General features: G+C 59.9%; 22 protein-coding genes, 1 tRNA gene and 1 pseudogene. 13 read left to right on the top strand and 11 right to left on the bottom strand.

The annotated features are described in order from the left end of the window. Positions 1 to 155: 155 nt before the first annotated feature. A complete protein-coding gene (gene yicI, locus ABLU67_RS05585) occupies positions 156 to 2,474 on the bottom strand; it encodes an alpha-xylosidase (RefSeq protein ID WP_064357622.1) in 2,319 nt (772 codons plus the stop codon). 13 nt (positions 2,475 to 2,487) lie between these two features. Beyond that, positions 2,488 to 3,882 (bottom strand): glycoside-pentoside-hexuronide family transporter, encoded by a 1,395-nt coding sequence (locus ABLU67_RS05580; protein ID WP_025107606.1) that lies wholly within the window; start codon positions 3,880 to 3,882, stop codon positions 2,488 to 2,490. 291 nt (positions 3,883 to 4,173) lie between these two features. Between ABLU67_RS05580 and ABLU67_RS05575 the strand changes: the two genes are divergently transcribed. From ABLU67_RS05575 to ABLU67_RS05565, 3 genes and pseudogenes are all read left to right on the top strand, one after another. Next, positions 4,174 to 4,268 (top strand) — tRNA-Sec (locus ABLU67_RS05575). Then, positions 4,255 to 4,560, top strand: coding sequence for a SymE family type I addiction module toxin (locus ABLU67_RS05570; protein ID WP_224243645.1), 306 nt, complete (start codon positions 4,255 to 4,257; stop codon positions 4,558 to 4,560). The genes ABLU67_RS05575 and ABLU67_RS05570 overlap by 14 nt, the downstream gene beginning before the upstream one ends. 124 nt (positions 4,561 to 4,684) lie before the next feature. Then, a pseudogene (locus ABLU67_RS05565) lies at positions 4,685 to 4,996 on the top strand (virulence protein); the annotation flags it as partial. Here the strand turns inward: ABLU67_RS05565 and ABLU67_RS05560 are convergent. Beyond that, positions 4,990 to 5,217 (bottom strand): shikimate kinase, encoded by a 228-nt coding sequence (locus ABLU67_RS05560; RefSeq protein ID WP_224262165.1) that lies wholly within the window; start codon positions 5,215 to 5,217, stop codon positions 4,990 to 4,992. The pseudogene ABLU67_RS05565 and the gene ABLU67_RS05560 sit on opposite strands and share 7 nt — an antisense overlap. Positions 5,218 to 5,404: 187 nt before the next feature. Here ABLU67_RS05560 and ABLU67_RS05555 point away from each other — a divergent pair, with 187 nt between their 5' ends. The 4 genes from ABLU67_RS05555 to ABLU67_RS05540 all read left to right on the top strand — a co-directional run bounded on the left by ABLU67_RS05555 (position 5,405) and on the right by ABLU67_RS05540 (position 8,505). Further along, positions 5,405 to 5,872, top strand: coding sequence for a DUF3237 domain-containing protein (locus ABLU67_RS05555; protein ID WP_285925242.1), 468 nt, complete (start codon positions 5,405 to 5,407; stop codon positions 5,870 to 5,872). Positions 5,873 to 5,984: 112 nt separating this feature from the next. Next, on the top strand, positions 5,985 to 6,992 hold the full coding sequence (locus tag ABLU67_RS05550) for a zinc-binding alcohol dehydrogenase family protein (RefSeq protein ID WP_032695124.1): 1,008 nt from the start codon (positions 5,985 to 5,987) through the stop codon (positions 6,990 to 6,992). A gap of 1 nt (position 6,993) precedes the next feature. Then, the gene (locus ABLU67_RS05545) at positions 6,994 to 7,296 is read left to right on the top strand and encodes a putative quinol monooxygenase (protein WP_004855548.1); all 303 of its coding nucleotides are present in this window, start codon (positions 6,994 to 6,996) and stop codon (positions 7,294 to 7,296) included. 159 nt (positions 7,297 to 7,455) lie between these two features. Further along, positions 7,456 to 8,505 (top strand): NAD(P)-dependent alcohol dehydrogenase, encoded by a 1,050-nt coding sequence (locus ABLU67_RS05540; protein WP_014227281.1) that lies wholly within the window; start codon positions 7,456 to 7,458, stop codon positions 8,503 to 8,505. Here the strand turns inward: ABLU67_RS05540 and ABLU67_RS05535 are convergent. Together ABLU67_RS05535 and ABLU67_RS05530 are read right to left on the bottom strand one after the other, a co-directional pair. After that, the gene (locus tag ABLU67_RS05535; protein ID WP_032751845.1) at positions 8,502 to 9,455 is read right to left on the bottom strand and encodes a helix-turn-helix domain-containing protein; all 954 of its coding nucleotides are present in this window, start codon (positions 9,453 to 9,455) and stop codon (positions 8,502 to 8,504) included. The genes ABLU67_RS05540 and ABLU67_RS05535 overlap by 4 nt on opposite strands. A gap of 14 nt (positions 9,456 to 9,469) precedes the next feature. Continuing rightward, the gene (locus tag ABLU67_RS05530) at positions 9,470 to 10,249 is read right to left on the bottom strand and encodes an MBL fold metallo-hydrolase (protein ID WP_148849640.1); all 780 of its coding nucleotides are present in this window, start codon (positions 10,247 to 10,249) and stop codon (positions 9,470 to 9,472) included. Between the two features lie 169 nt (positions 10,250 to 10,418). Here ABLU67_RS05530 and ABLU67_RS05525 point away from each other — a divergent pair, with 169 nt between their 5' ends. Next, positions 10,419 to 10,973, top strand: coding sequence for an NUDIX hydrolase (locus tag ABLU67_RS05525; protein WP_025107597.1), 555 nt, complete (start codon positions 10,419 to 10,421; stop codon positions 10,971 to 10,973). Here the strand turns inward: ABLU67_RS05525 and ABLU67_RS05520 are convergent. The 4 genes from ABLU67_RS05520 to ABLU67_RS05505 all read right to left on the bottom strand — a co-directional run bounded on the left by ABLU67_RS05520 (position 10,965) and on the right by ABLU67_RS05505 (position 14,136). Next, positions 10,965 to 11,825, bottom strand: coding sequence for a DMT family transporter (locus tag ABLU67_RS05520; protein ID WP_186006225.1), 861 nt, complete (start codon positions 11,823 to 11,825; stop codon positions 10,965 to 10,967). The genes ABLU67_RS05525 and ABLU67_RS05520 overlap by 9 nt on opposite strands. Before the next feature lie 24 nt (positions 11,826 to 11,849). Then, complete coding sequence (nlpA, locus tag ABLU67_RS05515) at positions 11,850 to 12,659, bottom strand: lipoprotein NlpA (protein WP_025107595.1); 810 nt, start codon at positions 12,657 to 12,659, stop codon at positions 11,850 to 11,852. 255 nt (positions 12,660 to 12,914) lie between these two features. After that, positions 12,915 to 13,385: a nuclear transport factor 2 family protein gene (locus ABLU67_RS05510; protein ID WP_025107594.1), complete on the bottom strand. Its 471-nt coding sequence runs from the start codon at positions 13,383 to 13,385 to the stop codon at positions 12,915 to 12,917. 130 nt (positions 13,386 to 13,515) lie between these two features. Next, entirely contained in the window at positions 13,516 to 14,136 is a 621-nt protein-coding gene (locus ABLU67_RS05505) for a pyridoxamine 5'-phosphate oxidase family protein (RefSeq protein ID WP_025107593.1), read from the bottom strand. Positions 14,137 to 14,238: 102 nt separating this feature from the next. Here ABLU67_RS05505 and ABLU67_RS05500 point away from each other — a divergent pair, with 102 nt between their 5' ends. Continuing rightward, the gene (locus ABLU67_RS05500; protein WP_014227289.1) at positions 14,239 to 15,153 is read left to right on the top strand and encodes a LysR family transcriptional regulator; all 915 of its coding nucleotides are present in this window, start codon (positions 14,239 to 14,241) and stop codon (positions 15,151 to 15,153) included. Here ABLU67_RS05500 and ABLU67_RS05495 read toward each other — a convergent pair. After that, positions 15,150 to 16,646, bottom strand: a complete 1,497-nt coding sequence (locus ABLU67_RS05495; protein ID WP_025107592.1) for an MDR family MFS transporter — start codon at positions 16,644 to 16,646, stop codon at positions 15,150 to 15,152. The two genes, ABLU67_RS05500 and ABLU67_RS05495, sit on opposite strands and share 4 nt — an antisense overlap. 80 nt (positions 16,647 to 16,726) lie before the next feature. Between ABLU67_RS05495 and ABLU67_RS05490 the strand changes: the two genes are divergently transcribed. Continuing rightward, on the top strand, positions 16,727 to 17,374 hold the full coding sequence (locus tag ABLU67_RS05490; protein ID WP_025107591.1) for a TetR/AcrR family transcriptional regulator: 648 nt from the start codon (positions 16,727 to 16,729) through the stop codon (positions 17,372 to 17,374). A 215-nt stretch (positions 17,375 to 17,589) separates the two neighbouring features. On the opposite strand, the gene ABLU67_RS05485 is transcribed toward ABLU67_RS05490, so the two are convergent. Beyond that, positions 17,590 to 18,006 (bottom strand): GNAT family N-acetyltransferase, encoded by a 417-nt coding sequence (locus ABLU67_RS05485; RefSeq protein ID WP_025107590.1) that lies wholly within the window; start codon positions 18,004 to 18,006, stop codon positions 17,590 to 17,592. Between the two features lie 453 nt (positions 18,007 to 18,459). On the opposite strand from ABLU67_RS05485, the gene ABLU67_RS05480 reads away from it, so the two are divergent. Genes ABLU67_RS05480 through ABLU67_RS05470 form a run of 3 tightly spaced genes read left to right on the top strand, consistent with a single transcriptional unit; the run spans position 18,460 to position 24,059 of the window. Continuing rightward, positions 18,460 to 19,584 carry an efflux RND transporter periplasmic adaptor subunit gene (locus tag ABLU67_RS05480; protein WP_014227293.1) on the top strand — a complete coding sequence of 375 codons (1,125 nt, stop codon included), beginning with the start codon at positions 18,460 to 18,462 and terminating at the stop codon, positions 19,582 to 19,584. After that, on the top strand, positions 19,584 to 22,691 hold the full coding sequence (eefB, locus tag ABLU67_RS05475; protein WP_049083305.1) for a multidrug efflux RND transporter permease subunit EefB: 3,108 nt from the start codon (positions 19,584 to 19,586) through the stop codon (positions 22,689 to 22,691). Before ABLU67_RS05480 ends, eefB begins: the two co-directional genes overlap by 1 nt. A gap of 3 nt (positions 22,692 to 22,694) precedes the next feature. Beyond that, on the top strand, positions 22,695 to 24,059 hold the full coding sequence (locus ABLU67_RS05470; protein ID WP_348852191.1) for an efflux transporter outer membrane subunit: 1,365 nt from the start codon (positions 22,695 to 22,697) through the stop codon (positions 24,057 to 24,059).

The following is a 24,059-nucleotide window of genomic DNA, read 5'->3' as shown; positions in this document are numbered from 1 at the left end:
CTTGACGCGCCTTGTCCGGGCTACGGCGTGCAGACGGCTGGAAACCTGTAGCCCGACTAAGCGCAGCGCGAGCCGGGAAGCAGCTGCGCTGATGCATCAGGTTTGGCACCTTCCCCGGAGGCGGCGCCTGATGCGCCTGTCCGGCTCCAAAGCGCTTACAGCGTAATCGTCAACGCATTGCCCTGCGCGGTCACCACCACGCCCAGCTCGCTACCCGCCTGAGTCCCGCCCTGCACGCCCGCCACCTGCTGGATGTTGCGCAGGCACAGCGTCCAGCCGCGGGCCTCGCCGTCACCGCTGACGGTGATGACGTTGCCCTGGCGTTTCGCCATCAGGGTAAAGACCACCGACCCGTCCGCGGCCGGCACCTGACAGACGGCTTCGCGACCATCGTCGAGGCTAAACAGCTGGAAGGCGGTACCTTCGTTCCACGCGTAGTCTGGCTTCTGATCATTGTTTCCCAGCGCCAGCAGAGTGTTGTCACGCACGTACACCGGCAGGCTCAGCACATCGTGATTCTGCTTATGCCAGCGGCTACCCTGCGCTTCATCGTTGTGCCACAGATGGGTCCATCGACCTTCCGGCAGCCAGAACTGGACGTCTCCCGCTTCGCTAAACACCGGCGCCACCAGCACGGAATCCCCCAGCATGTACTGCCGATCCAGATAGTCGCAGGCCGGGTCGTGCGGGAACTCCAGCATCATCGAACGCAGCATCGGCGTACCGAACTCATTGGCCAGCGCCGCCTGACGGTACAGATACGGCATCATGCGGCATTTCAGCTGCGTGAAGTGGCGCACCACATCGCAGGACTCGTCATCGTAGGCCCACGGCACGCGATAGGATTTGCTGCCGTGCAGACGGCTGTGGCTCGACAGCAGGCCGAAGGCGCACCAGCGCTTGTAGACGTGGGCGGGCGCGGTGTTTTCGAAGCCGCCGATATCGTGGCTCCAGAACCCAAAGCCGGACATGCCGATCGACAGGCCGCCGCGCAGGCTTTCCGCCATCGATTCATAGTTGGCGTAGCAGTCGCCGCCCCAGTGCACCGGGAACTGCTGTGCGCCCACCGAGGCGGAGCGCGCGAACAGCACCGCTTCTTTCTCGCCGACGGTCTCTTTCAGTACGTTCCACACCAGCTCGTTATAGATGAAGGCGTAGTGGTTGTGCATTTTTTGCGGATCGGAACCATCAAACCACTGCACGTCGGTCGGGATACGCTCGCCGAAGTCGGTCTTGAAGCAGTCAACGCCCATCGCTACCAGGCCTTTCAGCTTGTCGGCATACCACTGGCAGGCTTGCGGATTAGTGAAGTCATAAATCGCCAGGCCCGGCTGCCATTTATCCCACTGCCACAGCGAACCGTCCGGGCGTTTCAGCAGATAGCCTTTCTCCTGCAGCTCTTTAAACACCGGCGAACGCTGGCCGATATAGGGGTTAATCCACACGCAGACCTTCAGCCCTTTCTCTTTCAGGCGCTTAATCATGCCTTCCGGGTCAGGGAAGGTCACCGGATCCCATTCAAAATCGCACCACTGGAAAGCCTTCATCCAGAAGCAGTCAAAGTGGAACACGTGCAGCGGCAGGTTGCGCTCCGCCATGCCGTCGATAAAGCTGTTAACCGTCGCTTCATCGTAGTTGGTAGTGAACGAGGTGGTCAGCCACAGGCCGAAAGACCAGGCCGGCGGCAGCGCCGGACGCCCGGTAAACCGGGTATAGCGGTTCAGCACCTCTTTCGGGGTCGGGCCGTCGATAACGAAGTACTCCAGGTATTCACCTTCGACGCTGAACTGCACCTTAGAGACTTTCTCGGAGCCGATTTCGAAAGAGACGCGCTCAGGATGATTCACCAGCACGCCGTAGCCGCGGTTGGTCAGATAGAACGGGATATTTTTGTACGACTGTTCGGTGCTGGTGCCGCCGTCTTCGTTCCAGGTGTCGACCGTCTGGCCGTTGCGCACCAGCGCGGTAAAGCGCTCGCCGAGGCCGTAAACGGTGTCGCCGACGCCGAGATCCAGGCGCTCAAACATATAGTTACGATGCGTTTTCGTATCCTGCACGTAGCCATCGTTTTTCAGCTGGCTACCGGTAATCCGCACGCCGTCGCGCAGGAAATCCAGCGACCAGAAGTCGCCTTTCGTGACGCGCGCGGTCAAATTGCCGCTCTTCAGCTCGGCATACTCAGCGCCGTTGTTAATCTCCACCTTGACGTCTTTCAGCACGTTCAGCGGATAGTGTGGGCCGTTGTTCAGCGCGCCCTGGAAGTGCTCCATGCGTACGCCGATCACCCCTTCCTGCGGAGAGAAGAAGCGCACGGTAAAGAGCGGAACGTCCAGCTGGGCGGCACGCTCGCGCACTTCGCGCGACGCGACGTAGACCACCATGTCGTTGCCCTGTTGCTCAACCTCGTACACCTGTACGGGTTGGATCAGATTGAGCCCTGGTTGAATAAGCCAGTTTCCATCACTGATTTTCATGAATAGCTTCCTCTTAGTTTTGCAATTCTTTGCCTGTCGGCGCTGAAGTGAAGTCGTGTTCGTTGCGGCGCGCGCCCTGAGCCAGCTCCGCCATCATCTTTTTCAGGAACGGGGTTTTCAGGGTGTAGTAGCGTTTCGCGATAACCGCGCTCAGCAGATAACAGACCGCCGGAGCGAGGGTGAACAATGAGATGATGATGGTGATAGTGGCGCTGTTCTGGGTTTTGGCCGCGGCATCGTAACCGCCGCCCGCCAGCATCCAGCCAATCAGCGCGCCGCCCAGCGCCAGGCCCAGCTTGAGCACGAACAGGGTGCCCGCAAAGCTGATACCGGTCAGGCGTTTGCCGTTACACCATTCGCCGTAGTCGACGGTGTCGGACATCATCACCCACTGAATCGGCGTCACCAGCTGGTGCAGCACGCCAATCACGAAGATAAAGGCGAACATGGTGATTTCGGCGTCCATCGGCACGAAGAACATCACTACGCTCAGCGCCGCCAGCAGGGCGTTAGTCCACCAGAAGACGCTGACTTTGCATTTCCAGTCGGTGAGCGGCTTCGCCAGCGCCGAGCCAATCAGGTTGCCGACGCAGTAGGTGGTGAGGAAGGCGGTGAACAGACCCGCGGACCCCATGATCCAGGTGGTGTAATACATCATCGCGCCGCCGCGAACGCAGACCGCGAGGATGTTGAGGATGGTCAGCAGACCAACGACACGCCACTGATCGTTGCGCCAGATATCGCGCAGGTCTTCCCGCATTGAGGTAGAGCTCGGCGGCGCTTCGACGCGCTCTTTGGTGGTGAAGAAGCAAAACGCCAGCATCAGGAAAGCGATCGCCGACAGCACCGCGATGCCGCCCTGAAAGCCAAAGGCTTTGTCTTCGCCGCCGATAAAGTTCACCAGCGGCATCATCAGGACGGTGGAGAGCATGCCGCCCGCCGTCGCCAGCACAAAGCGCCAGGACTGCAGGGAGATACGCTGCGTTGGGTTGTCGGTGATGACCCCGCCCAGCGCGCAGTACGGGATGTTGACCACGGTGTAGAGCAGGGTCAGCAGCGTGTAGGTGACCGCGGCGTAAATCAGCTTGCCGTTATGACTCAGGTCCGGCGAGCTGTAGGCCAGCACGCAGACGAGGCCGAACGGAATCGCGCCGAACAGGATCCACGGGCGGAATTTTCCCCAGCGGCTGCGGGTACGGTCGGCCAGCAGCCCCATGCAGGGGTCGGATATCGCATCCAGCGCGCGGGCCAGCAGGAACATGGTACCGACATAGCCTGCAGGAATACCAAAGATATCGGTATAGAAAAACATCATATACAACATGACGTTATCAAAAATGATATGGCTTGCGGCATCGCCCATGCCGTAGCCAATCTTCTCTTTGACGGACAAAATATGATCTTTCATCGCACACTCTTCTCTCAGCGCTGCCGCGGGTTGGTACCGGTTACATGCTTTGTAACCCATCCGCGCAGTAAGATGAATTGCGATATCTCATAATCAAATTACGTTTCTTGTTTTATGTGATCCCGGTAGCCTGAAAGAGTGTATAAAAGTGTAAGCCACGGATTTTGCAAGGAATTGTTTAAGAAGGTTCTGTAAAGTCCAGTTTTAACAGTAAAAAAGTGCGTTTGGGTATGTGGTTAATGCAGGAAAGTAGCTATAATGCGCCCAGCCTCCATGTAGCAATCGAGGCGCGGAAGATCGTCATCTCCGGTGAGGTGGCTGGACTTCAAATCCAGTTGGGGCCGCCAGCGGTCCCGGGCAGGTTCAACTCCTGTGATCTTCCGCCAGTTCAATCATTTTTATCCATGTGAACTTATCCAGAAAATCAGCCTTTCGGTTCAATACCTTTCGCTTTTAGCGCTTCTCGCCAGCTCTTTAAACCAGCTCGTAAGTCTCACCCTTTCCGGCAAGTGGTTACGCGCAGCGGGGTTCGATACCGGAAAGCGCTTCACGGTTAAGGTAATGGATGGCTGTATTGTGCTGCTGCCGCAGAGCGATAAGGAAGAAATGCTTAAAGCGGAGCTACTGCAAATTCAGCAATCCTTTAAAAGCGTCAACAACACGCTTCATCTCGTCTGACGCCCGGACATGTTCGCCTTCTGGATAGCCGCTCCCAAATGACGCCGGGTTAATCGTCCGTCTAATGAAATTTATGCTCTTCTGACATACTATGCGAACCAAAGCAGGTTAACCCGGAGGCTATATGGCAAATGAACATTTAACTTCGCCCCCAATAGGTGAATTCGTTATGTTTGCCAGCGGTGATGGGAAAGTACGCGTAGAATGCCGCTTTGAAAGCGATACGCTTTGTCTCCCTCAGGCATCCATCGCAAATCTTTATCAGATCACTCCCCAGGCAGTTACACAGCACATTAAAGCGATCTATGAAGAAGAAGAACTTGATCAAAACGCAACCTGTAAGTCTTACTTACAAGTTCAACAGGAAGGTCGTCGCCAGGTAAGCCGCAACCGGCTTCACTACAGCCTGCAAGTCATCCTTGCCGTTGGCTATCGCTTTTCATGCGGATTCTCCGCCAGCAGGCGAGAGCATAGCGCGGCGTTCTCACGCACATAGCGCTCGTATCCATCGCGCTGAATATATTGGCGAATATTTAAAATCTGCTCGCAAAATTCGCTATCGAGATCGATAAACCGGTAGCTCATCGCCTGCGCCAGCAGCGCTCCAACCGTGCTTTTTCCCACCCCGCCGGGGCCAATCAGAAATAGCGTATTCATCTTTATTCCTCGCGTCCGTGTGAAAGCATTATGTCAGCAGAATACGCCAAATAATGCCGCGATCGCGGCCGTTTTTTGTTCACTTTCATCTCCCCAGCCAATCATTTCCATCCAATGTTTGCGTTATTCCCTTCATCTTTAAATCCTTACACTAACGGGATAACGTGGCTTAGAAAGGAGACCAATGATGACACCCGAACTCGAACACAGCTTCTCTATCACCATTCAGGTAGACAAACCGGTCATCGTCTCCCGCAGCCCGCAGAGCGGGAAACGTCAGCTGATCCCAATCCTCAGCGGAACCGTACGCGGTGAGCTTAACGGCCACGTCTTACCCGGCGGCGTCGACAGCCAGATCGTCGAACCTGACGGCACCTGCCGCCTCTCCGCCCGCTATGCATTACACGTGGAAGAAGGCACCGTATACATCGAAAACAACGGCATTCGCCGCCTACCCGAAGAGTACATAGAGCGTCTTTTCGGCGACGATATGCGCTTTTTTAGCGATATTCCGCCGGAAGATATCTATTTTCGTACCGTACCGACTTTTGAAGTGGATGCGCCTGCGCTGCGCTGGCTCACCACCTCGCTGTTTATCTGTTCCGGCGGCCGCACGCAGGACGGCGTGATGCTCGATTTTTATCGCGTCCGCTGATTTTCACTTTTTCAATATAACTGTTATCGCCGTCGGGCCATTTTTCCCCCGCGTGCCGCGGTCTATCCTCAATACATTCAAACGATGAACCTTATTCAAAACCGGAGAGTGTATGAAAGCGATCGCCATTACCCGCGCGGCGGCAGAAGGCAGCAATATTCCTTTTTTAACCGACATCGAGCTGCCGCAGCCGGTTGCCGAGGGACATGACCTGCTGGTTGAAGTGAAGGCTATTTCCGTCAACCCGGTGGATACCAAAGTCCGCGCCGGGTTTAACGCCGATACCCCGCGCGTGCTGGGTTGGGACGCGGTGGGCGTGGTGAAAGCCGTCGGCAGCGCGGTGACGCTGTTCGCCGCGGGAGATGAAGTGTGGTACGCCGGCGCGCTGGGCCGTCCGGGCAGCAACAGCGAGTTTCAGTTAGTGGATGAGCGCATCGTCGCCCGCAAACCGCGTTCGCTGGATAATGCCGCCGCCGCCGCGCTGCCGCTCACCGCCATTACCGCCTGGGAGCTGCTGTTCCACCGTCTTGGCGTAGAGGAAGGCGGCAACGCGGGTGACACGCTGCTGATCGTCGGCGCGGCGGGCGGCGTCGGTTCGATACTGACCCAGCTCGCCAGCAAGCTCACCGGTATGACGGTCATTGGCACCGCCTCGCGTCCGGAAAGCCAGAAATGGGTACGGGAAGCGGGCGCGCATCATGTTATCGATCACAGCAAACCGCTCGCCGAAGAGCTGGCGCGGATTGGCGTCAAAGCGGTGACCCACGTCGCCAGCCTGACCAATACCGACCAGCACTATCCGCAGCTGATCGCCGCTCTCGCACCGCAGGGCAAGCTGGCGCTCATCGACGATCCGCAAACCCTCGACGTGGTGCCGCTGAAGGCGAAAAGCATCTCCCTGCACTGGGAATTTATGTTTACCCGCTCGATGTTCGCAACGCCGGACATGATCGCCCAGCATCAGCTGCTGACCCGCGTGGCGGCGCTGATTGACGACAACACCATTAAGACCACCCTCGGCGAGCACTACGGCGCCATCACCGCCGCCAACCTGCAAAAAGCGCACGCGCAGCTGGAAACCGGGCGTTCGGTGGGCAAAATCGTGCTGGAGGGCTTTTAAGATGAGCGGCGAGGCGATTTCACTTCTCGCGGTGCTGACGGCGAAACCGGGTCACAGCGACGCGCTGCGTCAGGCCCTGCAGGCGCTGCTGCTGCCGACGCGTCAGGAGCCAGGCAACCTCGATTACGCCCTGTTTCAGCTGCGCGATGCGCCGGATACGTTCTATATGCGCGAATCCTGGCGCAATCAGGAAGCGCTGGACGCGCATATCGCCCTGCCGCACTTCCAGGATTTTATTGCGCAGATGGATAGCCTGCTTGCCGGGCCGCTGCGGCTGGATTATCTGACGCCCGTCGCGCCCTGATATTTTCTGCACTCCGTTTACGGGGGTGAGCCCATCTTTAACCCTTTGAGCTCTCCCCCACCCATCGCGCCTCAACCAGGCTACGCTTGATCCTGCCGCTCAAAAAACGCTCTCCCCCCTCCGTTTTATTCAACGCCGTTATGTAGAAGAGGTTTTGCTATGCAGATCAACGCTATTGGAACGAACTCGGCCAGCCAGCCGTTGGGGTCTATGGCCATAACCCGCCGCGAACCGGGGCCGGACGATGTGCAGATCGCCATTGATTATTGCGGCGTCTGCCACTCGGATGTACACCAGGCCCGCTCCGAGTGGGCAGGGACGCTCTATCCCTGCGTGCCGGGCCATGAAATCGTCGGCCGGGTGACCGCCGTAGGCAGCCGGGTCTCCGGCCACGCCGTTGGCGATCTGGTGGGCGTCGGCTGTATGGTCGACAGCTGTAAAGAGTGCGAGGAGTGTCGGGACGGGCTGGAAAACTATTGCGATCGTATGGTGCTCACCTATAACGGCCCGACGCAGGACGCGCCCGGCCACACGCTCGGCGGTTACTCCCAGCAGATCGTTGTGCATCAGCGCTACGTGCTGCGCGTCCGCCATCCCAAAGAGCAGCTGGCCGCCGTCGCGCCGCTGCTGTGCGCGGGCATCACAACTTACTCGCCGCTACGCCACTGGAACGTCGGGCCGGGCAAAAAAGTCGGCATCGTGGGCATTGGCGGGCTGGGGCATATGGGCATCAAGTTGGCCCACGCCATGGGCGCCCACGTGGTGGCCTTTACCACCTCGGAATCCAAGCGTGACGCGGCGCGGGAGCTGGGCGCGGACGAAGTGGTGGTCTCGCGCAACGAAAACGAAATGGCCGCCCACCTGAAGAGCTTCGACTTCATACTCAACACCGTGGCGGCGCCGCATAACCTCGATGCCTTCACCACCCTGCTCAAACGCGACGGCACCATGACGCTGGTGGGCGCGCCCGCCACGCCGCATCCCTCGCCGGAAGTGTTTAATCTGATCTTCCGCCGCCGGTCAATTGCCGGGTCGATGATCGGCGGCATCCCGGAAACCCAGGAGATGCTCGATTTCTGCGCCGAGCACGGTATCGTCGCCGATATAGAGCTGATTCGCGGCGACCAGATTAACGAGGCCTGGGAGCGGATGATTAAAGGCGACGTGAAATACCGCTTCGTCATCGACAGCGCCACGCTCGGCGGCTAAGCCCCGCGACGAAAGGTGCGCCGCCACTCCGCCGGGCTGACGCCAAAGCGCGCTTTAAACTGCTGGCGCCAGGTTACGGCGGAGCGATAGCCCACTTCCTCCGCCACCTGCCCGACCGGTAAATCCCCGGCCTCCAGCAGGATCTGGCTGCGCCGCAGGCGCTCGGCGGCCAGCCAGTCGGCGATGCCCATGCCGGTCGCTTTGGCGAAATGGCGGGTCAGGGTCCGGCGGCTCATCGCCGCCACCTGCGCCAACGAGTCGAGATTATGCGGTTCGCGGATGTGCTGCTGGAGATACTCAAGCAGGCCGTTTATCCGCGCGTCGCGGGTGTTTTTGGGTACCGGCTGGGCGATAAACTGCGCCTGGCCGCCCTCACGGTGCGGCGGGACGATCATCCGCCGGGCGATCTGATTGGCGACAAGGCTGCCAAAACGCTGGCGAATGAGATACAGGCAGCAGTCGAGCGCCGCCGCGGTGCCCGCCGAGGTGATAATCCCCTCATCGTCAACGTACAGCGCGTTGATATCCAGCCGCACCTGTGGAAACAGGCGCTGAAAATCCTGCTCAAACTCCCAGTGGGTCGCCGCGCGCCTGTCGTCCAGCAGCCCGGCGTAGCCGAGTACAAACGCCCCGAGGCACAGGCCGACGATCTGCGCGCCGTTATTGCGCGCGCGAACCAGGCCGTCAAGCAGCGGCTGCGGTGGGCGCTGATTCACCGCCCCCCAGTAAGGCACCACCACGATATCCGCCTGCGCCAGGAGGGAAAAATCGCCGCTGGCGTTCAGCGCGAAGCCGTCGCGGGCGCTGAGCAACCCCGGCCGTTCGGCGCAAATATGCAGGTTAAAGCGTTTGGTTTCCGAGACCGTATCGCCAAACAGCATACAGGGCACCGAGTAGTGAAAGGGGCTAAACCCGTCCACTGCCACAATCGCCACTTCCGTGAGTTTCATCGCCTGCTCCGCTTCTAAAAGACCATGCTTTCCCCATCCTGCGGGATGCTGACCGCTTCGGCAATCTGATTGTCAGCCACGTACTGGCGCAGCTCATCGCGGCTCAGCAGACAGTGGTTCACCGCGTCCATATGGCTGGCGACGATTTTGGCTTCCGGCAGGACGAAGTGCGCCTTCAGCACATCCTCTTTGCCCATGATGATCGGCCCAAAACCGATGACGTGCGCATACCCTGCATTCAGCACCACCACGTCAGGGCGCAGCCTGAGCATGTCGGCTTCCACTGCATCGCGCCAGATAGTGTCCCCCACCAGCCACAGGGTTTTCTCCTGCGGATGGCGCAGCACCACGCCGCAGGCTTCGCCCAGGCGCTCGGCCATTGCCGGCACCGCATAAGTGCGGTCGCTGCCGTGCTGGCCCGAGGTGGTTTTCACCAGCGCAACGTCAGCAAACGCGCTGTCCTCAGAGAGCAGACGAATATCGCGAAAGCCCTGGCCGCGCAGCAGCTGTCCGTCGGCGTCATGCTGGACGTAAACCGGCAGGGTTTTGGGGATCGCGGCGATCGCCGCCTCGTCCCAGTGATCCTGATGAGTGTGGGTGACGATAACGGCATCCACGTCAACGATCGTTTCGATGGAAAAAGGCAGTTCCACCAGCGGGTTACGCAACTCGCTGCGCGCGGTACCGGCAAAGCCCGCCCAGGCGCCCTTGGCTGAAAGCATCGGGTCAATCAGAAACTTTTTACCCGCATATTCAATAAGCTGGGTAGCATTACGCACATGGGTGATTTTCATGATGTTCATTCCTCTTCGCGGTTATCTGCTGAACATCGTACGTCCCACAAGCCTGGCGCAATATGGGCGTTTGGGCAATGAACGATGAAATCGGGCCAATCTGCGACGGTTGCCATCGGCTCCCGGCTATGGTGTGCTGAACGCTCAACTTTGAGGAACAGTGGCTACGATGAAAAAGAAACTCACCTCCGCCGATATGCACGATGTCGAGGTTCTGGCAGACACCCCATGGTTCAGCATGCGCAAGGTCGGAATTGATATGGCGCCCGGCGATCGGCGGGATTTTTACTCCATTCACTATCCTCGCCCGGCGGTGGGGATTGTGGCGATGCAGGATGACAAAGTGCTGCTGATTCGCCACTACCGTTACCTGATCGATCGGGTGGTGTGGGCGATTCCTTCCGGCGGCGTCGATGAAGGCGAAGACCCGCGCGCGGCGGCCCTGCGCGAGCTGCGGGAAGAGACCGGCTGGCAGGCGCAGCGCGCCGACGAAATTATCCGCTATAACCCCTCCTACGGCAGCAGCGACCAGCTGTTTATTACCTGGCTGGCCCACGATTTGACTTGGGTGGGAATGGATGAAGATCAGGATGAAGTGATGGAAACTGGCTGGTTTACCCTCGAAGAGATAGGCCAGCTGATCGCCCGCGGCGAGATGCCAGACGGGCTATCGCTGGTGCCGCTGCTGCATCTGATGGCGCAGCGGCGCACCGGTTTAGCGTAGCGGCTTCAGCATCCGCCAGCGGAACCACAGCTGAGCGACGAGGATCAGCAGGCCGCCGATAATTTTCTGCAGCGGTAGCTGTTCGCCGTACCACAGCGCGGCGGCAATCACCGTCAGCAGCGGTTCCAGCACCATAATAATCGCCGCGCTGGCGACCGCCGCGTACTTCTGCCCCTTCATTTGCAGGCCGAAGCGCAGGCTGGTGGCGATAACGATGCTGGCGAGCAGCCAGCCGAAGGTCGGCAGGGTAAACGGCTGAGTCCAGCTTTCAACGGCGGCGGAGATCCCCAGTCCGACAATGCCGGTAATGCCGAGCTGCACGGTGGTCAGCGGTATCAGCGGCACCTCGCGGGCGCTTTTGCTGGTGTAGCAAAACCAGATCGATTGCACCAGCGCGGTCAACAGGAACCAGCCCTGGCTGGGGTGAAACGCAATTGGCATATGCAGGCTGAGTAAGCCGAGACCGACAACCGCAATCGGCAGGCACTCCCAGTAGGCCCGCGCCGGCCGCACCTTCATCATCACCCATGCGGTAAGCGGCACGAACAGCATCGACAGGCTCATGATAAACGCCCCTTCGCCCAGCGATGGGGTCGTTGATACCGAGTAGATCCACAGGCACAGGTTTAGCGCAAACCACAGGCCGCTGATAATCATGCGCGGCCACTGCTGCCTCTCGACGCGAAGGCCGCGGCAGAAAGGCAGCAGCAGCAGCGCGGCGAAGAAAAAGCGCAGGCCGAGGAAAGCGAAAACCGGCATGCCGGCAATCGCTTCACGGGAAAAAATCCATCCGCAGGCGGCGATAACCGTCGCGGCTATGAGCAGCAAATCAGCCTGGCGTTGCCGGGTCATCGCCACGTCTCCTTGTGTGAGTGATTACCAGCCGGGCACCGCGCCGCCGTTAAAGATCGTCTCCGCCGCCTTCGCCACCTCTGGCGACTGGTAGGACTGGATAAACGCTTTGACGTTTTCCGCGTCTTTGTTGTCTTCGCGGGTCACGATGATGTTCACATAGGGCGAGTTTTTATCTTCAATAAAGATGCCGTCGCGTACAGGGGAGAGGCCGGTCTGCTGCAGGTAGGTAGTGCTGATGATCGCTACGTCGACCTTCGGGTCGTCGATGACGCGCGGCAGCTGCGCTCCTTCCAGCTCCATAATTTTCAGGTGATGCGGGTTGTCGATGATATCAACCGCCGTCGGCAGCAGGCCGGTGCCCGCTTTGAGGGTAATCAGCTTTTCCTGCTGGAGCAGAAGCAGCGCGCGGCCCAGGTTGGTCGGGTCGTTCGGAATGGCGATGGTCGCGCCGTCTTTCAGCTCGGCGACGGATTTTATTTTGCGCGAGTAGCCCGCCATCGGGAAGACGAAGGTGTTGCCCACCGCCACCAGGCGATAGTTGTGGGCTTTATTATCCTGTTCGAGGAACGGGCGGTGCTGAAAGACGTTGGCGTCCAGATCGCCGGCGTTGGTGGACTCATTCGGCAGCAGCGAGCCGCTAAAGCCCACCAGCTCCACGTCGAGGCCATATTTCTCTTTAGCCACTTTCTTCGCCACTTCCGCCACATCCTGTTCCGCGCCGTTAATGACGCCGACTTTAATGTGTTTCGCATCGCTGCCCTTCTGGTCGCAACCCGCCAGCAGCAGGCCCGCCAGCACCACGGCGGCGGCTGTCCGTAAACGCAATTTCATTGTTATCACCCCATCAGTCCATAGAAATCGTTATTATTTTTTCGTCTGAAACTATAACGACTTTGTGCTGGGGTTTTAAACGCAAAAACCGCAACCGGAAATAAAATCATCTTCCCCCTTTCTCCCGGGGGCGGCGCGATGCGCCTGCCCGGGCTACGGGCTCACCGTCGGCTGCGATCGAGTAGCCCGGACAGGTGCGCAGCGCCGCCTCCGGGGATCTCTTCAACGGTGAGGCTCGTTCCGCAGAACGGCGCCTTACAGCCCCAGCTCGCTCAATCCCGGGTGATCGTCCGGGCGACGGCCCTGGGGCCAGTGAAACAGACGCTCGCTCTCCGTAATGGGCAGATCGTTGATGCAGGCGTAGCGCGTCTGCATCAGGCCGTGCCGATCAAATTCCCAGTTCTCGTTGCCGTATGAACGAAACCAGTTGCCGCTGTCGTCGTGCCACTCATAGGCAAAGCGTACCGCAATACGGTTATCGCTCCACGCCCACAGCTCCTTAATCAGCCGGTACTCCTGCTCTTTACGCCATTTCCGCTGCAGGAAGTCGATAATCTGCGTTCTGCCGTGAACAAATTCGCTGCGGTTACGCCATTCGCTCTCGACGGTATAGGCCAGCGCGACCTTAGCGGCATCGCGGCTGTTCCAGCCATCTTCAGCGGCACGGACTTTTTGTGCGGCGCTCTCGCGGGTGAACGGCGGCAGAGGCGGACGTTGTTCGGTCATCATGAATCTCCTGTATGAATACCCTTCATACTTCAAGTTGCTTATGTGTTGGCTACACTCGTTCACCCCAGTCACATAGTTATCTATGCTCCTGGGGACTCACTCCCTTGCCGCCTTTAAGCAACTCGAATTATTTTGGGTATATAAGCTGCTGCAGGCGCTGATTTTCCCGCTCCAGTTCGTCAATACGCTGTTGCAGCGTCTGGCTATACTCCGCCACCTGCCGGGCGGTGTAGCGGGGGGTAATATGCTGCGGGCAGTTCCAGTCAAAAGCCTGTAAGTGGAAACGGTAGATGCGCTCAATCCGGGCCCGATAGTTCTCCGGCGCCACCTGCGCCAGCAGCTGCGGGTCGGCATCCACCGCCACAACCTCTACGGTGGCGTAGATTTTCAGCCTGGCACGCCGCGGGTAATCCATCAAAAACAAACAGGCTCGATCGCTGCCGCGCAGGTTGCCGGTGGTGATGTACTGGCGATTACCGGAAAAATCCGCCATCGCCAGGGTGGTTTCATCCAGCAGATGCAGAAAGCCCACCGGGCCGCCGCGATGCTGAATATAGGGCCAGCCGGTTTGCGAAAGGGTGGCCAGATAGAAGCTGTCGCGGGTGGCAATCATCGCCTCCTCGCTGGCGCCGAAGCGCTCACCCCGGCGCTGGCGATGCGGCGACTGCCACAGCTCATCGCTGCCCATTTCATGCTGGACATCCATCACGTCCGGCGTCATGGCGATATCAAGAAATTCTGCTGGCATAGGTCCTCCCGATGCGTTGCGGCGTAACTCATCATGGACTGTGCTGACAGAAAAGATAATAGTGGCAATATGACAATCATCTTTCCGTAAAACGGGATAATTATGGACCGACTCAGCGCGATGGCGCTGCTGGTGAAAGTGGCCGAACTCGGCAGCATGTCGGCGGCGGCGCGGGCGCTGAATATGCCCCTGACCACCGTTAGCCGCCAGATTGGCGAACTGGAAAATACCCTCGGCGTGCGCCTGATGATCCGCACCACCCGCAAGCTGACGCTGACCGATGCCGGCGTCGATTATGTCGCCGCCGCGCGGCGCATTCTCGAAGAGGTGGAGAACGCCGAGCGCCAGGCGGCGGGCGAATATCAGGAGCCAAAAGGCGAACTGGTTCTCTCAGCCCCAACCATGTTCGGTCGTCAGCATGTTTTGCCGGTGGTGACGGATTTTCTCGCCCGCTACCCGCAGATTCGCGTCCGTTTACTGCTTAGCGACCGCAACGCCGATCTGGTGGGCGATCATATTGATTTAGCGGTGCGTATCGGCACGCTGCCGGACAGCGGGATGGTGGCCACCCGGCTGGGCGAGATGCGCATTGTGACCTGCGCGCACCCGGCTTTGCTGGAAAAACACGGCATACCCGAACGCCCGCGCGAGCTGGCCGCGCTACCGATCATTCGTATTGAATCGCCGATGCCTTATCGCGGCTGGCGCTTTAACGCCGAAGAGGCGGAGGACCGGCTGGTGGCGCTGCAGCCGGTGCTGTCGCTGACCACGCCGGAGAGCGCCGCCGACGCCGCCCGCCTGGGGGCCGGCGTGGCGCGCCTGCTGCATTACCAGGCGATCGACGGCCTGGCCCGCGGCGAGCTGAAGCTGCTCCTGCAGGCGATGGAACCAGAGCCTGCACCGGTGCACCTGCTGTACACCTCGCGGGATCTGGCTCCGCTTAAGCTGCGTAAATTTATCGATTTCGCCGCGCCGGCTCTGCGTCGGGCGCTGCTGCGTATTGCCGCCGCCGTCTAGCGTGTGCCGGTTTTCAGCGGCGCTTCTTTCAGTAGCCAGGAGAGGGCAAACGCCACCGCCATAATGCAGGCCGCCATCAGAAACGCCGCATGGATAGCGGACCCGAAGGCGTCCAGATAATCGAGGCGGATCTCCGCCGGGAGATTCTGTACCGCCGCCGGGTTCAGCGTCCTCGGCAGCTGCGCGCCTTCCGGCAGCAGGCGCTGGAGATTGCTTTGCAGCACGTGAGTAAACACCGCCCCAAACAGCGCCACGCCGATGGAACCGCCAATCGATCGAAACAGCGTGACCCCGGAGGTCGCCACGCCGTACATCTGCGCGGGCATCGCGTTCTGTACCGCCAGCACCAGCACCTGCATCACCAGCCCCAGGCCCGCCCCCAGCACGCCGGTAAACAGGTACAGCTGCCACATCGCGGAGTGGATGGTGATGCGCGTCAGCAGCACCATGCCGACGACCCCCAGCAGGGTGCCGATAATCGGAAATACGCGATACTTGCCGGTGCGGCTGATAATGCGCCCGCTGACGATCGAGGTCAGCAGCAGGCCGCCCATCAGCGGGATCAGCTGCAGGCCCGCCTCGGTCGGCGTCGCCTCTTTGACCACCTGCAAATAGAGGGGCAGGAAGGTCACCGAGCCGAACAGCGCCATGCCGATAACAAAGCCAATCAGGCTGCACAGCAAAAAGCTGCGGTTGCGGAATAAGGAGAGCGGAATAATCGGCTCGCTGGCCAGCCGCTCTTCATGAATAAAGCCAACGATCCCGACCAGGCCAAACGCCAGGATGCACCAGAGCTGCGGGTCGCTCCACGCGCGGACGCTGCCGCCCTCGGAGGTAAACAGGATGATGCACAGCAGCGCCATGCTGAGGTAAATCGCCCCCAGCCAGTCGATCTGGTGCTGGCTGCGCTTGTTGCTGCTGTGAAAAACCGCACCGATCACCAGCAGCGCAAACAGCCCCAGCGGCAGGTTGATGTAAAAAATCCAGCGCCAGGAGGCGTGCTGCACCAGGAAGCCGCCGATTAACGGCCCGATTACCGTCGCCAGGCCAAAGACGCCGCCGAACAGGCCCTGATAGCGGCCGCGATTCGCCGGCGGGATGACGTCAGCCACCGCCGCCATGCTGATCACCATCAGGCCGCCGCCGCCCAGCCCCTGCAGGCCGCGCATCAGCACCAGCTGGGTCATATTTTGCGCCAGCCCGCAGAGGGCGGAACCGGCAAGAAACAGCACAATCGCCACCTGCAGAACGATTTTGCGCCCGAACAGATCGCCGAATTTGCCGTACAGCGGCACCGCGATGGTCGAACTCAGGATGTAGGCGGTGACCACCCAGGAGAGCTTATCCAGCCCGCCGAGCTCGCCGACGATGGTCGGCAGCGCGGTGGAAACGATAGTCTGATCCAGCGCCGAGAGCAGCATCACCAGCAGCAGGGCGCTGAAGAGCAGGCGGATCGAGGGCACCGCCGGTTGGCTGGCGATTTCAGATGTCATAGCATCACTCGCTTGAAATTAATTAAATGCATAATTAATATTTAGGGAAATGATGAATCTGGTCAAGGGATCGCCACAGGATGTCAGCACAAAAAGACAACGAAGCCCCGCGTCGTCCCGGTCGCCCGCGCGGGCAGAAATCCGGCTCCGCCAACCGCGAACAGCTGATGGATATTGCCCTGGCGCTGTTTGCGCGCCACGGGATCGCCCGCATTTCGCTGAACGCCATCGCCAAAGAGGCGGGGGTAACGCCCGCGATGCTGCACTACTACTTCAGCTCGCGCGAAGCGCTGGTGGAAAAGCTGGTCGAAGAGCGCTTTATGCCGCTACGCAGCGAGATCGGACAAATTTTTGTCGCGCACGGCGACGATCCGGTCACCGCTTTTACGCTGCTTATTGAAACCCTGGCGGCCATGGCGGAGAAAAACGCGTGGTTCGCGCCGCTGTGGATGCAGGAGATCATCGGCGAGATGCCTGTGCTGCGCCAGCATATGCACGCGCGTTTTGGCGATGAGAAGTACCACAAGATGCTGGAGACGGTGCGCCGCTGGCAGAGGGAGGGCAAGCTTAATCCGGCGCTCTCCCCGGAGCTGCTGTTTACCACCCTGATAAGCCTGGTGCTGGTGCCGTTTTCCCGCACCCACACCGATCCGCGGTTGCAATCGGTAGACCGGAAGATGATTGTCAGCCACGCCCTGGCCTTGATAGGCCGGGGGATCGGCGGCTAATTCCCCCGGCTCGCGCTGCGCTTAGCCGGGCTACAGGTTCACAGCCGTCTGCAATCCGGGGAATACAATCCGGTTCACAACCGCCTGCGATCGGGTAGCCCGGATAAGGCGACAGCCGCCATCCGGGGGATTCAATCCGCTTCACAGCCGCCTGCGTTCGGGTAGCCCGGACAGGCGCACAGCGCCGCCTCCGGGAGGGTCTCCTGAGGCCCGGCTTACAATACTTTCGACAAATAGTGGCGCTGCATGCCCACGTGCGGAAAATCCGGCAGCGACATCTGCAGCTGATAGCCCAGCTTCTGATAAAACGGCAGCGCCTGAAAGCTGAACGTATCCACCAGCACGTGGCTGCAGCCGCGCGCCCGCGCCTGGTTTTCCGCTTCATGCATCAGCTCGCTGCCAAGGCCGCTGCCGCGCGAGGCTTCGCTGACCCACAGATAGTCAATACACAGCCAGCTGCCCTTGCGTTTGCCGATCAACCCGCCGCGCATCGCGCCAGCGTCATCGCGTGAATAAACGCCCAGCTCGCCGAACTGAGCCGGGTCCAGAAAGCGCAGATTGTATTCTCGTAGCCCCGCCAGCAGCTCTTCTTGATCGGCGGGATTAATGTTCTCTGTTATTATTAATGTCATTGATTATCTCCATCTTTTATTTTTCACAGACCATTCACCACCCTACTTTCACAAAATATCCTTTTTTTCTCCATTATTTCCTGACTAAATTCCCTGCACTAAATTTTGTGTAAAAAACCTTCCCATCATTCGGTACAGACGTATAATGGGGAAAAATGAGAACGATCATTCTCAAAACCAAAAACCATGGAGAACCCCACAAGTAATGCCCTGTAGCAGGCGTTATCGCTCGGTTCAGAGCCTGTAACCGCCGTCTGATGCCGTATTCGCCGCACGGGAAAATCTCGGAAAAACCGCTTAATCAATAGCGGTATTCACCGAGTTATTTACTGCAAACAGGAATATTTATTTCCCATTGGGTTATTTGTGCTTGCCCGGAGATGCATCATCGCCCGGCCCATCACCCCGCCAGTGAATTTGCGGGGCGGACGTCGTTCATCCTGAGAAAATATAATGAAATATACTTTAGCCCCCATCGCAGCAGCATTATTTCTCCTTAGCGGGTGCGATAATGCGCAAAACGCTTCCCCGCAGCAGATGACGCAGGAAGTGGGTGTCGTTACCCTGCACGGCCAGCCTGTCCCGGTGGTGAGCAGCCTGACCGGACGCACCACCGCCTCGCTTAGCGCCGAAGTGCGCCCGCAGGTCGGCGGGATCGTGCAAAAACGCCTGTTTACCGAGGGCGATATGGTCAAAGCCGGACAGGCGCTGTACCAAATCGACCCGTCAAGCTATCGCGCGACGTTTAACGAAGCCGCCGCATCGCTAAAACAGGCCCAGGCGCTGGTCATCGCCGATTGCCAAAAAGCCCAGCGCTACGCGGTGCTGGTCAAAGATAACGGCGTCTCCCGTCAGGACGCCGATGACGCGATAGCGACATGTAACCAGGATAAGGCCAGCGTCGAGTCGAAAAAAGCGGCGCTGGAAAGCGCGCGCATCAACCTGAACTGGACCACCGTGACCGCACCGATTGCCGGGCGCATCGGGATCTCTTCCGTCACGCCGGGCGCGCTGGTGTCCGCCGATCAGGATACCGCGCTGGCGACGATCCGCGGCCTGGATACGATGTACGTCGATCTCACCCGATCCAGCGTCGATCTGCTGCGCCTGCGTAAGCAAAGCCTGGCAAGCAACAGCGATACCCTTAACGTCACCCTGACTCTTGAAGATGGCAGCACCTACAGCGAAAAAGGTCGCCTGGCGCTGACCGAAGTGGCGGTGGATGAATCGACCGGCTCGGTCACGCTGCGCGCGGTCTTTCCCAATCCGCAGCACGTGCTGCTGCCGGGGATGTTCGTTCGCGCCCGCATAGACGAAGGCATCATGAACGATGCGATCCTCGCCCCGCAGCAGGGCATCACCCGCGATGCCAAAGGCGATGCCACCGCGCTGGTGGTTGACGCTAATAACAAGGTTGAACAGCGCAGCGTGGAAACCGGCGAAACCTACGGCGACAAATGGCTTATCGTCAACGGCCTGAAGAGCGGCGACAGGTTGATTGTCGAAGGAACCGGCAAAGTGGCGCCGGGCCAGCAGGTCAAAGCCGCCGAAGTCAAAAATGACGGAGGCAACGCCTGATGTTCTCCCGTTTCTTCGTGCGACGCCCGGTCTTCGCCTGGGTTATCGCCATTCTGATTATGCTCGCCGGGATTCTGGCTATCCGCACCCTGCCGGTCGCCCAGTATCCTGACGTCGCCCCGCCGGCGATAAAAATCTCCGCCACCTACACCGGGGCCTCTGCGGAAACCCTGGAAAACAGCGTCACCCAGGTTATTGAGCAGCAGCTCACCGGACTGGACAACCTGCTCTACTTTACATCCACCAGCAGCTCCGACGGCTCGGTCAGCATTACCGTCACCTTTGAGCAGGGTACCGATCCGGATACCGCCCAGGTTCAGGTGCAGAACAAAGTGCAGCAGGCGGAATCCCGTCTGCCGAGCGAAGTTCAGCAGTCCGGCGTAACGGTGGAGAAATCGCAGAGCAGCTTCCTGCTGATCCTCGCGGTGTATGACAAAAACAACAAAGCCACCAGTTCCGACATCTCCGACTGGCTGGTCAGCAACATGCAGGATCCGATGGCGCGTATTGAAGGCGTCGGCAGCCTGCAGGTGTTCGGCGCCGAATACGCCATGCGCATCTGGATGGACCCAACCAAACTGGCCTCCTATTCGCTGATGCCATCCGATGTGCAATCGGCCATTGAGGCGCAGAACGTGCAGGTGTCCGCCGGTAAAATCGGCGCGCTACCCGCCTCCAACGCGCAGCAGCTGACCGCCACCGTGCGTGCCCAGTCGCGGCTGCAAACCGTCGCCCAGTTCAAAGAGATTATCGTCAAGAGCAAGAGCGACGGTTCGGTGGTGCACCTGAGCGACGTCGCCCGCGTTGAGATGGGCAGCGAAGATTACACCGCCTCCGCCAATCTCAACGGCCATCCGGCTGCCGGGATAGCGGTGATGATGGCGCCGGGCGCTAACGCCCTGAATACCGCGACGCTGGTGAAAAACAAGATTGCCGAGTTCCAGCGTCAGATGCCTCAGGGTTACGATATCGCCTACCCGAAAGACAGCACCGAGTTCATCAAAATCTCGGTGGAGGATGTAATTCAGACGCTGTTCGAGGCGATTATCCTCGTAGTCTGCGTGATGTATCTGTTCCTGCAAAACTTCCGCGCCACGCTGATCCCGGCGGTGGCGGTTCCGGTCGTGCTGCTGGGCACCTTCGGCGTGCTGGCGCTGTTCGGCTACTCCATCAACACCCTGACGCTGTTTGCGATGGTGCTGGCGATAGGCCTGCTGGTGGATGACGCCATCGTGGTGGTGGAAAACGTCGAGCGTATCATGCGCGACGAGGGGCTGCCCGCCCGCGAAGCCACCGAAAAATCGATGGGCGAAATCTCCGGCGCGCTGATCGCCATTGCCCTGGTGCTCTCGGCAGTGTTCCTGCCGATGGCCTTCTTCGGCGGCTCAACCGGGGTGATTTATCGCCAGTTCTCGGTGACCATTATCTCGGCGATGATGCTCTCCGTGGTAGTCGCCTTAACCTTAACCCCGGCGCTGTGCGGCGCGCTGCTGAGCCATTCTAAACCGCATACCAAAGGCTTCTTCGGCGCCTTTAACCGCCTGTGGGGACGCACCGAGCAGGGCTATCAGCATCGTGTTGTTGGCGGCCTGCGCCGCTCGGCGATGATGATGGGCGCTTTTGTCCTGATTTGCGGCGGCATGGCGCTGGCGATGTGGAAACTGCCGGGCAGCTTCCTGCCGACGGAGGATCAGGGCGAAATCATGGTCCAGTACACGCTGCCCGCCGGGGCGACGGCGGTACGTACCGCCGAGGTTCGCCGCCAGGTCACCGACTGGTTCCTGACGAAAGAGAAAGCCAATACCGACGTGATCTTTACCGTCGACGGCTTTAGCTTTAGCGGCAGCGGACAAAACGCCGGGATGGCCTTCGTGTCGCTGAAAAACTGGTCCGAACGTAAAGGCGAAGAAAATACCGCTCAGGCCATCGCCCTGCGCGCCACCAAAGAGCTCGGCAGCATTCGCGACGCCACCCTGTTCGCCATGACCCCGCCGTCGGTAGATGGCCTGGGGCAGAGCAACGGCTTCACCTTCGAACTGATGGCCAGCGGCGGTACCGATCGCGATAGCCTGATGAAAATGCGCAGCCAGCTGCTGGCCGCGGCGAATCAAAGTACCGAGCTGCAGTCGGTACGCGCCAACGATCTGCCGCAAATGCCGCAGCTGCAGGTGGATATCGATAATAACAAAGCCGTGTCGCTCGGGCTGTCGTTAAGCGATGTCACCGATACCCTTTCCAGCGCCTGGGGGGGGACCTACGTTAACGACTTTATCGATCGCGGTCGCGTGAAGAAGGTCTATATCCAGGGCGAAAGCGACGCCCGCGCCGTGCCGTCCGACCTCGGTAAATGGTTTGTGCGCGGCAGCGACGACAGCATGACGCCGTTCTCCGCCTTCGCCACCACCCGCTGGCAATACGGTCCGGAAAGCCTGGTGCGCTACAACGGTTCCGCCGCCTTTGAAATCCAGGGTGAGAACGCCAGCGGCTTCAGCTCCGGCGCGGCAATGGACAAGATGGAGGCCTTAGCCAATAACCTGCCCGCCGGTACCACCTGGGCGTGGAGCGGCATGTCGCTGCAGGAAAAACTCGCCAGCGGCCAGGCGATGAGCCTCTACGCTATCTCGATTCTGGTGGTCTTCCTGTGCCTCGCGGCGCTGTATGAGAGCTGGTCGGTACCGTTCTCGGTGATCATGGTGATCCCGCTTGGGCTGCTCGGCGCGGCGCTGGCGGCGTGGATGCGCGGTCTGAGCAATGACGTTTACTTCCAGGTGGCGCTATTAACCACCATCGGCCTGTCGTCGAAGAACGCCATTCTGATCGTCGAATTCGCTGAATCGGCGGTGGAAGAGGGCTACTCCCTGTCGCGTGCCGCCATGCGCGCCGCGCAGACCCGTCTACGCCCTATTGTGATGACCTCGCTGGCGTTTATAGCCGGGGTGCTGCCGCTGGCGATCGCCACCGGAGCCGGGGCCAACAGCCGCGTGGCGATCGGTACCGGGATTATCGGCGGCACCCTGACCGCGACGCTGCTGGCGGTGTTCTTCGTGCCGCTGTTCTTTGTGCTGGTGAAACGTTTCTTCACCCGCCATCGTTCTTCTCAGGAGTAAGTTATGTTTCGTTTTACCTTCGTTTTTGTTGCGCTCCTGACGGCGGGCTGCGTCTCTCTCGACCCGCACTATGAACGTCCGGCCGCGCCTGTCCCGGCGACTCTGCCGGGTAGCCACGGCGAGGCAACCGCGGTAGTCAGCGACTGGCAGCAGGTAGTGAATGACGCTCGCCTCAAAAAAGTGGTGAACATCGCCTTGACCAGCAACCGCGACGTGCAGAAAGCGCTGGCCGATATTGAAGCCGCGCGCGCCCAGTTTGGCGAAACCCGCGCCTCGCTGTTTCCGACCCTCGACGCCGAGCTGAGCCATACCCGCAGTAAAACGGTGGCCAGCGGCCTCACCTCGTCAGCGGAAGCCGACGGCGCGGTTTCCAGCTTCGAGCTGGATCTGTTTGGCAAGAACCAAAGCCTGACGCGCGCGGCGCGGGAAACCTGGCTTGCCAGCGAATTCACCGCCCAGAATACGCGTCTGACGATGATCGCCGATCTGACCACCGCGTGGATAACGCTCACCGCGGACAACAGCAATCTGGCGCTGGCGCAGGACACCATGGCCAGCGCGGAGAACTCGCGCCGCATCGTCACCCGCCAGATGGAAGTCGGCACCGCCTCGGCAGGCGACCTGAGCGATGCCGAAAGCGTTTATCAGCAGGCGCGCGCCAGCGTCGCCAGCTACCGCACGCTGGTGGCGCAGGATAAAAACGCGCTCAACCTGCTGGCCGGAGAAACCGTGCCGGATAGCCTGCTGCCCGGCACGCTGGAAAGCCTTGGCGATCGGAGTATCACCCTGGTGCCGGCGGGCGTCTCTTCATCGGTACTACTGCGCCGCCCGGATATCCAGGAAGCGGAGCATAATCTGAAGAGCGCTAACGCCGATATCGGCGCGGCGCGGGCCAATTTCTTCCCGTCCATCTCGCTGACCGCCAGCGCCGGGGTCGGCAGCGACTCGCTCTCGTCGCTGTTCAGCCACGGCATGCAGGTGTGGTCATTCGCGCCGTCCATCAGCCTGCCACTGTTTACCGGCGGCAGCAACCTGGCGCAGCTGCGCTATGCTGAAGCGGAGAAAAAGGGGCTGATCGCCACCTATGAGAAGACGATTCAGAGCGCCTTTAAGGATGTCGCCGACGCGCTGGCGCGCCGGGAAACGCTCAGCGAACAGCTGGACGCGCAGAATAAATACGTCGCGGCGGAGCAGAAATCGTTGAATATCGCGATGAAGAGCTATCAGGCCGGGGTCGGAGATTATCTGTCGGTGCTGACCGCCCAGCGAACGCTGTGGTCGGCGCAGGCCACGCTTATCTCCCTCCAGCAAACGGATCTGGAAAACCGCATTACCCTCTGGCAGTCGCTGGGAGGCGGCGCCAGCTAA

Origin of the sequence: Klebsiella sp. GN_Kp190 (genome assembly GCF_040061795.1) — a bacterium.
Lineage (GTDB): Bacteria > Pseudomonadota > Gammaproteobacteria > Enterobacterales > Enterobacteriaceae > Klebsiella > Klebsiella michiganensis.
Note: the sequence above shows the minus strand (reverse complement) of the source record. Positions and strands in the feature narration are given on the sequence as shown.

What these genes read in the sequence shown, in the direction of transcription:
- yicI (WP_064357622.1), bottom strand. Translation starts at nt 2,474, where the DNA reads ATGAAAATCAGTGATGGAAACTGGCTTATTCAACCAGGGCTCAATCTG.
- ABLU67_RS05580 (WP_025107606.1), bottom strand. Translation starts at nt 3,882, where the DNA reads ATGAAAGATCATATTTTGTCCGTCAAAGAGAAGATTGGCTACGGCATG.
- ABLU67_RS05560 (WP_224262165.1), bottom strand. Translation starts at nt 5,217, where the DNA reads ATGAATACGCTATTTCTGATTGGCCCCGGCGGGGTGGGAAAAAGCACG.
- ABLU67_RS05555 (WP_285925242.1), top strand. Translation starts at nt 5,405, where the DNA reads ATGACACCCGAACTCGAACACAGCTTCTCTATCACCATTCAGGTAGAC.
- ABLU67_RS05550 (WP_032695124.1), top strand. Translation starts at nt 5,985, where the DNA reads ATGAAAGCGATCGCCATTACCCGCGCGGCGGCAGAAGGCAGCAATATT.
- ABLU67_RS05545 (WP_004855548.1), top strand. Translation starts at nt 6,994, where the DNA reads ATGAGCGGCGAGGCGATTTCACTTCTCGCGGTGCTGACGGCGAAACCG.
- ABLU67_RS05540 (WP_014227281.1), top strand. Translation starts at nt 7,456, where the DNA reads ATGCAGATCAACGCTATTGGAACGAACTCGGCCAGCCAGCCGTTGGGG.
- ABLU67_RS05535 (WP_032751845.1), bottom strand. Translation starts at nt 9,455, where the DNA reads ATGAAACTCACGGAAGTGGCGATTGTGGCAGTGGACGGGTTTAGCCCC.
- ABLU67_RS05530 (WP_148849640.1), bottom strand. Translation starts at nt 10,249, where the DNA reads ATGAAAATCACCCATGTGCGTAATGCTACCCAGCTTATTGAATATGCG.
- ABLU67_RS05525 (WP_025107597.1), top strand. Translation starts at nt 10,419, where the DNA reads ATGAAAAAGAAACTCACCTCCGCCGATATGCACGATGTCGAGGTTCTG.
- ABLU67_RS05520 (WP_186006225.1), bottom strand. Translation starts at nt 11,825, where the DNA reads ATGACCCGGCAACGCCAGGCTGATTTGCTGCTCATAGCCGCGACGGTT.
- nlpA (WP_025107595.1), bottom strand. Translation starts at nt 12,659, where the DNA reads ATGAAATTGCGTTTACGGACAGCCGCCGCCGTGGTGCTGGCGGGCCTG.
- ABLU67_RS05510 (WP_025107594.1), bottom strand. Translation starts at nt 13,385, where the DNA reads ATGACCGAACAACGTCCGCCTCTGCCGCCGTTCACCCGCGAGAGCGCC.
- ABLU67_RS05505 (WP_025107593.1), bottom strand. Translation starts at nt 14,136, where the DNA reads ATGCCAGCAGAATTTCTTGATATCGCCATGACGCCGGACGTGATGGAT.
- ABLU67_RS05500 (WP_014227289.1), top strand. Translation starts at nt 14,239, where the DNA reads ATGGACCGACTCAGCGCGATGGCGCTGCTGGTGAAAGTGGCCGAACTC.
- ABLU67_RS05495 (WP_025107592.1), bottom strand. Translation starts at nt 16,646, where the DNA reads ATGACATCTGAAATCGCCAGCCAACCGGCGGTGCCCTCGATCCGCCTG.
- ABLU67_RS05490 (WP_025107591.1), top strand. Translation starts at nt 16,727, where the DNA reads ATGTCAGCACAAAAAGACAACGAAGCCCCGCGTCGTCCCGGTCGCCCG.
- ABLU67_RS05485 (WP_025107590.1), bottom strand. Translation starts at nt 18,006, where the DNA reads ATGACATTAATAATAACAGAGAACATTAATCCCGCCGATCAAGAAGAG.
- ABLU67_RS05480 (WP_014227293.1), top strand. Translation starts at nt 18,460, where the DNA reads ATGAAATATACTTTAGCCCCCATCGCAGCAGCATTATTTCTCCTTAGC.
- eefB (WP_049083305.1), top strand. Translation starts at nt 19,584, where the DNA reads ATGTTCTCCCGTTTCTTCGTGCGACGCCCGGTCTTCGCCTGGGTTATC.
- ABLU67_RS05470 (WP_348852191.1), top strand. Translation starts at nt 22,695, where the DNA reads ATGTTTCGTTTTACCTTCGTTTTTGTTGCGCTCCTGACGGCGGGCTGC.